The following is a 12031-nucleotide window of genomic DNA, read 5'->3' as shown; positions in this document are numbered from 1 at the left end:
TCCACTTTGGGGCCCCGGACCAGGTCCCGGCCTGCCTGGCGGAGACCATGATCCTGGCGGCGGAAGGGGCTTTTGAGCGGAAGAGCTTAGGGGGCGAGGTGTGTTCCGAGAACATCCAGTTCTTCGTGGAGCGGGCGGAGGCCTTGGGGTTTAGGGTGGTGGAGTAGTGTGGCTCCTCTTGGCCCCCACCCGCCTCGAGGCCCCCTTCCTTAAAGGGGAGCCTTTTACCTTTCTGGGCCGGATGGGGCTTAAGGGGAAAGGCTTCGTCTTCCTGGAGACGGGCATCGGTAAGGTGAACGCCGCCCTGACCCTTGCGGTTTGGGCCTCGAGGCATCCCGTGGAGCGGGCCCTCCTCTTCGGGGTGGCGGGGGCCTACCCGGGGGCGGGGCTGGGCCTGGGGGAGGTGGTCCTGGTGGCGGAGGAGGTGGAGGCGGACCTGGGCCTGGAGGAGGGGCTTGAGCCCCTGGGCTTCCCCGCCCTGGTGGTGGGGGGGAAGCCCCTTTACAACCGCTTTCCCCTAGACCCCGCCCTTACGGAGTCCCTGGCCGCCTCCTTGGGCCTGCCCCTGCGGGTGGGCCTCACCCGGGACCGCCCCTCGGAAAGCCTGGAGGAGGCCTTTAGGCTTACTTCCCGTTGGGGGGCGCACCTGGAGAACATGGAGGGGGCGGCCTTTGCCCGGGCCTCTTTGGCCCTGGGGGTGCCGGGGGCGGAGGTTAGGGCGGTCTCCAACCCCGCGGGGGTGCGGGATCGGGCCTTTTGGCGGCTTAAAGAGGCGGTTTTTGCCCTGAAAGAGGCGGTGCTCGCCCTCCTCTAAGCCAAGGAGAAGCCCCGCCCGCCAGGAGGCAGGCAGGGCCTTGGGAGGGGCCTACTTCCGGTAGAAGGCCTCGGCCTTGTCCCAGTTGATGACGTTCCAGATGGCCTGGAGGTAGTCCGCCCGGCGGTTTTGGTACTTGAGGTAGTAGGCGTGCTCCCAGACGTCAATGCCCACGATGGGGGTGAAGCCCTCCATCACGGGGTTGTCCTGGTTGGGGGTGGAGAGGACGTGGAGCTTGCCGAAGGGGTCCTTGACGAGCCAGGCCCAGCCCGAGCCGAAGCGGGCCATGGCCGCCTGGGTGAGCTTTCCCTTTAGGGCCTCGAAGCCCCCAAACTGCTCATCAATGGCCTTCTTCAGCTCCCCCACCGGCTCCTTGGCCCCACCGGGGGTGAGGAGTGTCCAGAAGAGGCTGTGGTTCAGGTGGCCGCCCCCGTTGTTGCGCACCGCGGTCTGGATGTCCTGGGGCAGGGCCGAAAGGTGCCGAAGGAGGACCTCCAGCTCTACCCCATGCAGATAGGGGTACTTCTCCAAGGCGGCGTTGAGGTTGTTCACGTAGGCCCCGTGGTGCTTCTGGTGGTGGATCTCCATGGTCTGGGCATCGATGTGGGGCTCGAGGGCCGTGTAGGGGTAACCGAGTTCGGGCAGCTTAAACGGGTACGGCATACTGCACCTCCAAAAGCCCACTATAAAGGGCCCACCCCAGGCTAGGGTGGGCCTTCTCACAAAAGCCTCTAGCCCTCGTGGGGTTTGGCCAGGCGCAGGGGCTCTACCCAGCGGTCAAACTCCTCCTCTGTGAGGTAGCCGAGCTCTAGGGCGGCCTGCTTCAGCGTCTTCCTCTCCTTGATGGCCTTCTTCACGATCTCCGCCGCTTTATCGTAGCCGATGGCCTTGTTGAGGGCCGTGGCCAGCATGGGGTTTTTCTGGAGGTGCTCCTCTATGCGCTCCAGGTTGGGCTCAATCCCCTTGGCCAGGTGCTCGTTGAAGGAGGCCATGGCGTCCGCGAGGAGTTTGATGGACTCTAAAGCGGCATCCGCCATCACCGGCTTGTAGACGTTGAGCTGGAAGTTCCCCTGGCTCCCCGCGAAGGCCACGGTGAGGTCGTTGCCGAAGACGCGCGTCACCACCATGGTGAGGGCCTCCACCTGGGTGGGGTTCACCTTCCCCGGCATGATGGAGCTTCCCGGCTCGTTGGCGGGGATGAAGATCTCCCCGATGCCCCCATAGGGCCCCGAGGCCAGCCAGCGCACGTCGTTCCCCATCTTCATTAGGGCCCCGGCCAGGGTGCGCAAGGATCCCATCACCTGCACCAGCTCGTCGTGGGCCGCAAGGGCGGCGAAGCGGTTTTCCGCCGCCCGAAAGGGGAGGCCGGTCTCCTCCGCCAGGTACTGGGCCACCAGGGTCCCGAAGCGGGGGTGGGCGTTGAGCCCCGTGCCCACCGCGGTACCCCCGATGGCCAGGTTGTGGAGGCCCTTTTCCGCCTCCTTCACCATGGCCAAGGTGTTCTTGAGCTGGGCGGCCCAGCTCCCCACCTCCTGCCCCAAGGTGATGGGCACCGCATCCATGAGGTGGGTGCGCCCGATCTTGACGATCCCGTCAAAGGCCCGGGCCTTTTCCTCTAGGGTCTGGATGAGGGCCTCCGCCGCAGGGTAGAGCCTTTCCCGTAGGGCCAGGGCCACGGCCACGTACATGGCGGTGGGGAAGGTGTCGTTGGAGCTCTGACCCCGGTTCACGTGGTCGTTGGGGTGGACGTACTTGCTCCCTAGGGGCTTCCCCAGGATCTCCGAGGCCCGGTTGGCGATGACCTCGTTGACGTTCATGTTGGTCTGGGTGCCCGAGCCCGTTTGGAAGACCACCAAGGGGAAGTGGTCGTCCAGCTTGCCCTGGGCCACCTCCTCCGCCGCCTGGACGATGGCCCGGGCGATCTCCTCGGGGAGCTCGCCCAGTTCCAGGTTGGCTCTGGCCGCGGCCTTCTTCAAAAGGCCGTAGGCCCGGATGATCTCCAAGGGCATGCGGAACCGCCAGGCCCCGATCTTAAAGTGCTCCAGGGAACGCTGGGTCTGCGCCCCCCAGTAGCGGTCCGCGGGCACCTTGACCTCCCCCATGGTGTCCTTCTCTATGCGGTATTCCATGGCCGCACCTCCAGCCCCGATTTTACCCTTGGGTAAGATGGGGGCATGAAAGACGCGTACATCGTAGCGGTGGCCCGCACGCCCATCGGCCGGTTTGGCGGAAGCCTCAAGGACCTAAGCCCCGTGGACCTGGCGGCCCACGCCATGCGCGCCGCCTTGGAGCGGGCGGGGGTGGAGGGGAAGGAGCTGGACCTCTACGCCTTCGGCCAGGTCTTAAGGGCTGGGCACGGGCAGCTTCCCGTGCGCCAGGCGGCCCTGAAGGCGGGCATCCCCAAGGAGGTGGACGGCTACCAGGTGGACATGGTTTGCGCCTCGGGGATGATGGCCGTCCTCAACGGGGTGCAGTTCATCCGCACCGGGGAGGCCCACCTGGTCCTGGTGGGGGGGATGGAATCCATGAGCCAGGCGGGGTTTTACCTCTCCCACCGGGCCCGCTGGGGGTACAAGTTCCTCCTGGGGGCTCCGGAAAACCTCCAGGACATCCTCCTCCGGGACGGGCTTTCCGACCCCTTTAGCGGCGAAGCCATGGGGGAGCAGGCCGAAAGGCTGGCCCAGGACTACGGGGTGACCCGGCAGGAGGTGGACGAGGCCGCCTTCCTCTCCCACCGCCGGGCAGTGGAGGCCACGGAAGGGGGGGTTTTCGCCTGGGAGATCGCCCCCCTCGAGGCCCCGGGGAAGAAAGGGCCTTTGCTGGTGGACCGGGACGAGGGCCTCCGCCCCGAGACCACCCTGGAGAGCCTCGCCGCCCTCAAGCCCGCCTTCCGCAAAGACGGGATCCTCACCGCCGGCAACAGCAGCCAGATCTCCGACGGGGCCGCGGCCCTCCTCCTCGCCTCGGAGGAGGCGGTGAGGGCCCACGGGCTCAAGCCCCTGGCCCGGGTCCTCGGGGGGGCCTGGGCCGCGGGGGAGCCCTGGCGCTTCCCCGAGGCCCCCATCCCCGCGGCCAAGCAGCTTTTGGACCGGCTGGGGATGGCCCTCTCCGACTTCGGCCTCTTTGAGAACAACGAGGCCTTCGCCCTCAATAACGTTCTCTTCCACCGCCTCCTTGGGGTGCCCTACGAAAGGCTCAACGTCTTCGGGGGCGCGGTGGCCCTGGGCCACCCCATCGGGGCCAGCGGGGCCCGGATCCTGGTCACCCTCCTGAACGCCCTTAGGGTGAAGGGGGAGGCACGGGGCCTGGCCGCCATCTGCCACGGCACCGGGGGCTCGGCCGCCTTGGCCCTGGAGCGGGTTTAGAGGAGGCGGTCCAGCTCAAAGGCCTCGAGGCGGTATTCTTCCAGGGTCACCTGGAAGGCTCCGTTTTGGGCCAGGAAGCGGGCGGCTTCCCTTAAGGTGGCCTCCACCCAGGCGGGGTCGTTCCCCAGGACGCTCAGGCCCACCACCTCGTACCCCCAGGCGTCCAGGCCGTAAAGCCTCGCCGCGGAAACGGGAAAGCGGGCCCTAAGCCGCTCCAGGACCGGCTTCACCAGGGCTCGCTTCTCCTTAAGGCTCCGGGCGGGGGTTTCCAGCCGGGCGGTGTAAAGGCCTAGGTACGCTTTCATCCCTCCCATTTTGCAACCTTCTTGGGCAGGGGCCCCCGCCGGAAGCCCAGCTTGCGGCGGGGTGCGCTAAGTACCCCACCGAAGCTTTCGCGTCGGTGGGGACCCCAGAAAGAGGGTCCAGCATGCCCTTCCTCCGAGCCCCATGAGGATTTTTCAATGCCCGGGCACTTAGAACATGGGCCCGATGCGGAAGTGGAGGATCCCCGTGGGCTTCTCGGGGCTAAAGGCGTAGTCCAGCCTCAAGGAGGGGAGAAGAGCCCCGAAGACGTCCAGGTCCAGCTGGAAGCCAAGCCCCACCCCCCACTTGGGCCCCCCGGTGTTGTCCGCAAGGCCCAGGTCGGCGAAGAGGATGCCGTAGAGGTTGGTCCCCCCTTGGGGGGAGAGGTTGAAGTCGTACCGGTACTCCACGTTCCCCGTGGCAAAGGAAAGCCCCCCGTACTTACGGTCCTCGTAGCCCCGAAGGAGGAAGGCCTCCGCCCCGCCCCCGGAGAGGTAGAACCGCTCCCCCTCAGGGGGGTAGCCCAGGAGGGTGCCCAAGGAAACCTTGAAGGCCAGGGCCTGCCGCTTGGCCTCATCCAGGGGGAGGTAGGTCTTGGCGGTGGCCACCAGGGGCACGAAGAAGCTCCGCCCTCCGGTGTCTGGGAGGGAAAGGCCAAGCCCCGTGGAAAGCCCCGCCTCGTACCCCTGGGTGCGGAAGCGGGGGTTGTCCACGTCCACGTAGGTGGCCCCCATGTCCAGCCTGACGGTCCAGCCGGGGGTGGGGAGGAGGCTTTGGGCCTGGTTGGGGTCCTTGTAGCCCGTGCCGTCGCAGTACTTGGGGTCGGCGGGATCGCTGACCCCGGGGTCGCAGGGGGCGTTCGGGTCGTAGGCCTCCAGGAGGTAGGCGGAGCGGCGGAGGCTTAGCCCCGTGGAGAGGCGGAGGTTCTCCAGTTCCTTGGAGAAGGGGCGGCTTAGGCTGAGGGAGAGGCCGGTGCGCCTTTCCGTGTACTCCCAGCCCGTGTCCGTGGAGCCGTCCAGGAGCTTGTTGTTCCCGATGGGGGTGGTGAAGGCGCTTATGGCGACGCTGGTGCGCACCTCCTTGAGATCGGTGAAGTCCAGGTAGAGCCAGGGGATGGTGTAGCTTGCGCTTAGGGAAAAGTTGTCCCGGGCGTCGTTTTGCAGGAAGGCCAGGTCCAGGGAGACCTGGTGGGCTAGGCCGAAGAGGTTGGTCTCCTTGAAGGAGACGCTGCCCGACCAGCCCTCCAGGGAGCTCCAGCCGATGGCGGGCTGGAAGAGGCCGGTGCGGGTCTCCTTGAGGCTGAGGACCACCGTGACCTCGTCCTCCTTGGTCCCGGGCTCCAGGCGCACCTGCGGGGGCTCGGCCAGGAGGCCGGTGGCCAGGAGCCGGGCCAGGGCTTGGCGCAAGGCGGGGACGCTGAAGAGGCTACCCGGCTTGGGAAGCTCCCTTAGGAGGACCTCGTCTTGGGTGCGGTGCGCCCCCGCCCACTCCAGCCGATACCCCCCCACCTTGAGCTCCACCACCTCGAGGCGGTACACCCCTTCCCGGAAGCCCACCCGCACGTCCGCCACCTCCAGCCCCCTTTCCCGGTAGAAGGCGGCCACCTTGCGGGCGTCCTCCTGGGCCAGGGCGGGGGTGTAGACCTCCCTAGGCTTGAGCCGGAGGAGGGCGAGGACCTCCTCCTTTGGGAAGGCGCTAACCCCCACAAGCTCCACCCGCGCGATCTCTCCCCCCTCGGGGCCCACCTGAAGGCGGATGGCCACCCCCTTCCCTTCGGGGAGGAGGGTGAACTCCACCACCCGGGAAAGGGCCCGGGATAGGGCCTGGACCCCCTCCAGGAGCCGCTCGTAGTTTAGGTAATCCCCGGGCTTTAAGGGGAAGGCGCTTAGGTCCAACCCCTCCCCCTCCACCCGCGCTACCTTGAGCTCCCGCACCACCACCCGCAAGACCCCGTCTTCCAAGGTGCTCCACTCGGGGTCCGGGCCGCTTAAGCGGTAGCCCGCCCGCTCGTAGCGCTGGGCCATGGCCCTTAGGGCCTCCTGGTAGCGGGCGAAATCAAAGGGTCCCTTGAGGGGCTCCAGAAGCTTAAGGAGTTCCCCTTCCGGAAGCAGAGTGGCCCCCTCGAGGCCCACGGCCTTCACCTCGGGGCTTTCCTCCACTCGGAAGGTAAGGCTCACCCCGTCTGCCTCCTCCTTGGCCTCCACGGTCACCTTGGGGGTGAAGGGGAAGCCCGCCTGCCGGTAGGCCTGGGCCAGGCCCTTGGCGGCTTCCTCCGCCCTTAGGGGGTTGTAGGTGGCTCCAGAGCCTAGGGCGAAGTTCTCCTCGAGGAAGCGGAGGAGGTTGGCTTCAGGGAAGGCCTTGGCCTCCACCCGTACCGCCTTTAGGGGCGGGTTGGGGATGAGGCGCACCCTTAGCGTCCGCCCTTCCAGCCGAAGCTCCACTTCCTTGAAGTAGCCCGTGGCCAAGAGGGCCTTCCGGGCGGCCTCCAGGTCGCCGGGCTCGTCCCCCATCCCAAAGGGGAGGGCGGCCCGGGCCAGGGCTTGGAGCACGGGGTCGCCCCCCTCCACCACCACCTCTTCCAGGGGGGCGGCCAGGGCCACCAGGCTTAGGAGCAGGAGGGCTACAAGGCGCTTCATGCTGGAAAGCATACCGATGGGAGGTGAAGGGGCGGTGAGAGTAAAATGGGCGGGTATGGGCGTGTACGAGAAGATCCAGGAGGCGGTGGCCTCCATCCGCCAGCAGACGGACTTCGTCCCCGAGGTGGGGATCGTCTTGGGCTCGGGGCTTGGGCCCTTGGCGGAGGAGGTGGAGAAGGTGGCGGAGATCCCCTACGCCGAGATCCCCCACTTCCCCCTCTCCACCGCCCCGGGGCACGCGGGGCGCCTGATCCTCGGGCGCCTCGAGGGCAAGCGGGTCCTGGTCTACAAGGGTCGGGTCCACTACTACGAGGGCTACAGCGCCGAGGAGGTGGCCTTCCCGGTGCGGGTGGGCTACTTCCTGGGGGCCAAGACCTTCCTCCTCACCTCCGCCGCCGGGGGGCTCAACCCCCGCTTCCGCGCCGGGGGGATCATGCTCCACCTGGACTACATCAACTTCGCCGGAGCCAACCCCCTACGGGGCCCCAACGACGAGCGGTTAGGCCCCCGCTTCCCGGTGATGTTTGAGGCCTACGACCCAGAGCTCATAGAGCTCGCCCGCCGGGTGGCCCGGGCCCAGGACCTCCACCTCTTTGAGGGGGTCTACGCTTGGTTCATGGGGCCCGCCTTCGCGAGCCGGGCGGAGCTTAAGCTCCTTAGGGATCTAGGGGCGGACGCCATCGGCATGTCCACCGTCCCTGAGGTCATCGCCTTACGCCACCTTGGGGCGAGGGTCTTGGGCCTTTCCACCATCACCGACATGGCCGTTCCCGAACGGGAGCACCACGCCACAGAGGAAGAGGTCTTGCGGGTGGCCGAGGCCACCGGGCCTGTATTCCGCCGCTTTGTCCGGGGGATCCTCGCCGCGCTCTGATGGGCCTACTTGAGGTTCTTGAGCGGATAGAGCGGGCCTGCCGCCGCGCCGGCCGGGACCCTAAGGGGGTGCGGCTGGTGGCGGTGACCAAGGGGCGAAGCCCGGAGGAGATCGCCGAGAAGGTCCTCCGCCATGGGGCCTTCCCCTTGGGGGAAAGCCGGGTGCAGGAGGCCCTGAAGAAGATGGAAGCCATCCGGGCGGAGTGGCACCTCATCGGGCACCTCCAGCGCAACAAGGCCAAGTTCGCCCCCCGCTTTGCCCTCATCCACTCCCTGGACTCCCTGCGCCTGGCGGAGGCCCTGGAGGAGGTGGGGGCCAAGGCGGGGGTGCGGCTTCGGGTGCTGGTGGAGGTGAACCTGGGCCGGGAGCCCCAGAAGCATGGGTTTCTGGAGGAGGAGCTCCCCGAGGCCTTGGCGCGCCTAAAGGAGATGCCCCACCTCGAGGTCCTGGGCCTCATGACCGTGCCCCCCATGGGCCCTGAGGAGGTGGTGCGGCCCATCTTCAGGCGGCTTTCGGAGCTTGCCGACCGCTACAGCCTCCCCGAGCGCTCCATGGGCATGTCCGACGACCTGGAGTGGGCGGTGGAGGAGGGGGCCACCTACGTGCGGGTGGGCCGGGCCCTTTTTGTAGACTGAAGGGGCATGGACCTAACCCCCTTGGATGTCCGTTACCAGGAGTTCCCCACCGCCTTCCGGGGGTACGAGAAGGCCGCGGTGCGGGCCTACCTAGCCCAGGTGGCCGAGGTTTTAGAGGGCCTTATTCAGGAGAACGAGGCCCTGAAGGGCCGGATCCGCGCCCTGGAGGAGGAAAACGCCCGCCTCAAGGAGGCGGAGGCCGACCTGAAGCGGGCGGTGGTGGCCGCGGAGAAGATCGCCCGGGAGCTCAAGGCCCAGGCGGAAAAGGAAGCCGAGCTCATCCGCAAGGAGGCGGAGGCGGCCAAGGAGCAGGTTTTGAGGGAGGCGGTGGAGGAGCTTAAGCGCCTTCGGGGGGAGATAGAGCGGGCGCGGCAGGAGAAGGCCCTTTTCCTAAGCCAGTTCAAGGCGCTCTTGCAAGGCTACCTGGAATCCCTGGAGAGGCTATAGACCTGGGAAGGGGCTTTAGGCCCAGGTAGAGCCAGAGGCGGTACAGGGCTTCCCGCGCCCAGTAGCTTAAGGGGTAGCGCCCGGGCACGGGGTGCCCTTCGGCCTTAAGGCCCAGAAGCCGGGCCAGGAAGAGGGCCTGGGGCAGGTGGGGGGCATCGGTGACCAAAAGGAGCCGGCCCGAAACCCGCCCCTTGAGGAAGAGGAGGTTTTCAAAGGTGGTCTGGCTCTTCTCCTCGCAAAGCAGGGCCTCCGGGGGTACCCCCCGTTCCAGCAGGTAGCGGCAACCCACCTCCCCCTCGCTCAAATGGTCCCCCGGGGCCTTGCCCCCGGTGACGGCGATGCGGGGGGCAAGCCCCTTCCGGTAAAGCTCCAGGGCGGTGAGAAGGCGTCTTTCCAGGGCGGGAGAGGGCCTGCCCCCGTACTGGGCGGCCCCCAGGACCACGATCCAGTCGTACTGGGCCTGGGCCAGGAGAAGGAGCACCCACACGCCCCCCAATCTACGCCTTCCCTACGCCTTTCTGCTATACTGAAGGGGCCAAGTGGAGAAGGTCTTCGGCAAGACCCAAGGGCTCAAGAAGAGCGAGCTTAAAAGGCTTTCTAACCTGTACCGCAGGCGCGTGCCCAAGGAGCGCCTCCTGACTCCCGAGCTGGCCCACATCTTGGCCGACCTTTCCGGGGAGATGGGCCGGCCTGTGGCCCTCCTTCTGGACCGGGAAGGGCGGGTGGTGCGGGTGGGGGTGGGGGATGCCAAGGACCTCCCCCTGCCCGAGGGGGCCCGCACGGAGCGGCGGCTTTCCGGCTACCGCCTCCTCCACACCCACCTGGCCCCCGGGGGGCTTTCCCGGCCGGACCTTTCCGTCCTCTTCCTGAACCGGCTGGATAGCCTCTGCGCCCTCGAGGTGCAGGGGGGCGAGCCTGGCCTCCTCCACGTGGCCTTTCTCTCCCCCCCCAAGGCGGAGGAGGAGGACTGGCGCATCCTCCCCCCCAAGCCCTTCCACCAGTACCTGGACTTTGACCCCTGGGCCGAGGTGAACGCTCTGGAGGAGGAGCTTGCCCGCCAGGCCTGGGTGCTGGAACTGAGGGATGGGGGGCGGGAGCGGGCCATCCTGGTGGGGGTGGACCGGGGGGAGGGGCCGGAGGCGGAGGCCACGCTGGAAGAGCTCGCCGAGCTCACCCGCACCGCCGGGGGGGTGGTGGTGCGGAAGGTGATGGTCTTCCGGCCCGAGCTGGATCCCCGGTACCTGGTGGGCCTAGGGAAGCTGGAGGAGCTAAAGAGCCTTGCCTACCACGAGAACGCCTCCACCCTCATCTTCAGCCTGGACCTCACCCCCACCCAGGCCCGGGAGGTGGAAGGGGCCACGGGGCTCAAGGTCCTGGACCGGACCCAGCTTATCCTGGACATCTTCGCCCTCCACGCTAAAACCCCCGAGGCCAAGGACCAGGTGGAGCTGGCCCAGCTCAGGTACCTCCTCCCCAGGCTTGTGGGCAAGGGGAAGGCGCTTTCCCGCCTGGGGGGTGGGATCGGCACCCGGGGCCCGGGGGAGACCAAGCTGGAGGTGGACCGGAGGCGGCTACAGGAGAGGATCGTCCACCTCACCCACCGCCTGAAGGGCTACGCCGAGCGCCGGGAGGAGGCGAGAAGGCAGCGCCGCCGCCGGGGGGTGCCCCTCATCGCCGTGGTGGGCTACACCAACGCCGGCAAGACCACCCTCCTCTCCGCCCTGGCCCGGGGTGGGGAGCCGGGGGAGGACAAGCTCTTCGCCACGCTAAGGCCCCTCACCCGCCGGGGCTTCCTGCCCGGGGTGGGGGAGGTCCTCTTCACCGACACCGTGGGCTTCATCCGCAGGATGCCGGAGACCCTCCTGGAGGCCTTCCGGGCCACCTTGGAGGAGGTGCGGGAGGCCGACCTCCTCCTCCACGTGCTGGATGCCTCTGAGGAGGGGGCCTTGGGGCGGTATGGGGTGGTGGAGGAGCTCCTTAAGGAGCTTTCCGTGGAGGCCCCCCGGGTTCTGGCCCTGAACAAGGCCGATCGGGCGGCCCCCTACGACATTTACTTCCTGCAGGAACGGCTTGGGGGGGTGGCGGTCTCCGCCCTAAAGGGCACGGGGCTTCCCGCCCTAAAGGAGGCCTTGGCGGAGGCCCTTTTGCGGACAGGCGTGCGGCCCCAGGCCTGGGCTCAGTACACGTAGAACCCCTTAAGGCCGGCCTCTTCGGCCCACTGCACCTCCACCCCCTCCACCCGGGCGAGCCTGGGGCCCTGCTTTAGGTGGTGGAGGAGGGCTTCGAGGTCCTCCTTGGGGCCCTCTGCCACCACCTCCACCCGTCCGTCCGGTAGGTTTTCCGCGTAGCCGGAAAGCCCAAGCTCCAGGGCCTTTTTCTGCACGAAGGCCCGGTACCCCACCCCTTGCACCCTTCCCCGGACCAAGGCCACCAGGCGCGGCATGGGGGCATTTTAACCCCCCTTCCATGGCTTTTTCACCTCTAGGCCCTATCCTGTTGGAAGAGGTGCGGCGCTTCCTCTTCCTCCTTCCCCTTCTTTTCCTCCTGGCCCTTCCCGCCTGGCCCCCCTTTCTTAAGGGGGTGGTGCAGTGGGGCTTGGAGCGCGCGGGGTTTTCCGGGCGGGTGGAGGGGGTCAGGGGGTACCTCCCCTTGGGCCTTCGGCTTTGGGGGGTGGACCTCCAGGGGGAGGGCCTGGCCTTAAAGGCCGAGGAGGTGGAGGTGGCCTACGATCTCCTGGGCCTCCTCCGGGGGGAACTCCCCGTGCGCCTAAGGGTGAAGGGGGGGCTCCTTAAGCCCACCTGGGAGGCCCTCATCCCGGAAAGGCCAGGCCCCCCGCCCGCCCTCCGCCTCCTCTTCCAGAGCCTAGTCCTGGAGGGGGTGGCCGTGGAGCTCCCCGAGGGAAGGAGGCTCTTCCTTCCCCCCTTGCGCCTCACCCTGGAGGGGGGGGGGCCTTACCG

At 67.7% G+C, this 12031-nt stretch carries 13 protein-coding genes; 7 read left to right on the top strand and 6 right to left on the bottom strand.

All coding sequences use genetic code 11. The annotated features are described in order from the left end of the window. The first annotated feature begins 166 nt into the window (after nucleotides 1-166). Nucleotides 167-814, top strand: a complete 648-nt coding sequence (gene mqnB, locus WKI94_RS10035; protein WP_337845602.1) for a futalosine hydrolase — start codon at nucleotides 167-169, stop codon at nucleotides 812-814. 51 nt (nucleotides 815-865) lie between these two features. Here mqnB and WKI94_RS10030 read toward each other — a convergent pair whose 3' ends face one another. Together WKI94_RS10030 and fumC are read right to left on the bottom strand one after the other, a co-directional pair. Next, a complete protein-coding gene (locus tag WKI94_RS10030; protein ID WP_337845601.1) occupies nucleotides 866-1477 on the bottom strand; it encodes a superoxide dismutase in 612 nt (203 codons plus the stop codon). 68 nt (nucleotides 1478-1545) lie between these two features. After that, nucleotides 1546-2943: a class II fumarate hydratase gene (gene fumC, locus WKI94_RS10025; RefSeq protein WP_337845600.1), complete on the bottom strand. Its 1398-nt coding sequence runs from the start codon at nucleotides 2941-2943 to the stop codon at nucleotides 1546-1548. Nucleotides 2944-2988: 45 nt separating this feature from the next. Here fumC and WKI94_RS10020 point away from each other — a divergent pair, with 45 nt between their 5' ends. Beyond that, nucleotides 2989-4179 carry a thiolase family protein gene (locus WKI94_RS10020; RefSeq protein WP_337845599.1) on the top strand — a complete coding sequence of 397 codons (1191 nt, stop codon included), beginning with the start codon at nucleotides 2989-2991 and terminating at the stop codon, nucleotides 4177-4179. Here the strand turns inward: WKI94_RS10020 and WKI94_RS10015 are convergent. Then, on the bottom strand, nucleotides 4176-4484 hold the full coding sequence (locus WKI94_RS10015) for a DUF503 domain-containing protein (RefSeq protein WP_337845598.1): 309 nt from the start codon (nucleotides 4482-4484) through the stop codon (nucleotides 4176-4178). The genes WKI94_RS10020 and WKI94_RS10015 overlap by 4 nt on opposite strands. Before the next feature lie 168 nt (nucleotides 4485-4652). After that, nucleotides 4653-7118: a POTRA domain-containing protein gene (locus tag WKI94_RS10010; protein ID WP_337845597.1), complete on the bottom strand. Its 2466-nt coding sequence runs from the start codon at nucleotides 7116-7118 to the stop codon at nucleotides 4653-4655. A gap of 55 nt (nucleotides 7119-7173) precedes the next feature. Here WKI94_RS10010 and WKI94_RS10005 point away from each other — a divergent pair, with 55 nt between their 5' ends. From WKI94_RS10005 to WKI94_RS09995, 3 genes are read left to right on the top strand one after another with little or no spacing between them, the layout of a single operon-like run. Then, on the top strand, nucleotides 7174-7992 hold the full coding sequence (locus tag WKI94_RS10005) for a purine-nucleoside phosphorylase (protein WP_337845596.1): 819 nt from the start codon (nucleotides 7174-7176) through the stop codon (nucleotides 7990-7992). Next, complete coding sequence (locus tag WKI94_RS10000) at nucleotides 7992-8627, top strand: YggS family pyridoxal phosphate-dependent enzyme (RefSeq protein WP_337845595.1); 636 nt, start codon at nucleotides 7992-7994, stop codon at nucleotides 8625-8627. The genes WKI94_RS10005 and WKI94_RS10000 overlap by 1 nt, the downstream gene beginning before the upstream one ends. A 6-nt stretch (nucleotides 8628-8633) precedes the next feature. Beyond that, nucleotides 8634-9074: a DivIVA domain-containing protein gene (locus tag WKI94_RS09995; RefSeq protein ID WP_337845594.1), complete on the top strand. Its 441-nt coding sequence runs from the start codon at nucleotides 8634-8636 to the stop codon at nucleotides 9072-9074. Here WKI94_RS09995 and WKI94_RS09990 read toward each other — a convergent pair. After that, entirely contained in the window at nucleotides 9028-9561 is a 534-nt protein-coding gene (locus WKI94_RS09990; protein WP_337845593.1) for a YdcF family protein, read from the bottom strand. The two genes, WKI94_RS09995 and WKI94_RS09990, sit on opposite strands and share 47 nt — an antisense overlap. Nucleotides 9562-9613: 52 nt before the next feature. Between WKI94_RS09990 and hflX the strand changes: the two genes are divergently transcribed. After that, nucleotides 9614-11263, top strand: coding sequence for a GTPase HflX (gene hflX, locus WKI94_RS09985; RefSeq protein ID WP_337845592.1), 1650 nt, complete (start codon nucleotides 9614-9616; stop codon nucleotides 11261-11263). On the opposite strand, the gene WKI94_RS09980 is transcribed toward hflX, so the two are convergent. Next, a complete protein-coding gene (locus WKI94_RS09980) occupies nucleotides 11251-11517 on the bottom strand; it encodes an acylphosphatase (RefSeq protein ID WP_337845591.1) in 267 nt (88 codons plus the stop codon). The genes hflX and WKI94_RS09980 overlap by 13 nt on opposite strands. Nucleotides 11518-11579: 62 nt before the next feature. Here WKI94_RS09980 and WKI94_RS09975 point away from each other — a divergent pair. Continuing rightward, nucleotides 11580-12031, top strand: a 452-nt coding sequence (locus tag WKI94_RS09975; protein ID WP_337845590.1) for a hypothetical protein, incomplete at its 3' end; no start/stop codon positions are given.

The sequence above is a fragment of the Thermus sp. genome, from assembly GCF_037444525.1.
In the GTDB taxonomy this organism is placed as follows: Bacteria; Deinococcota; Deinococci; order Deinococcales; family Thermaceae; genus Thermus.
This window is presented reverse-complemented; position numbering and strand designations above follow the sequence as displayed.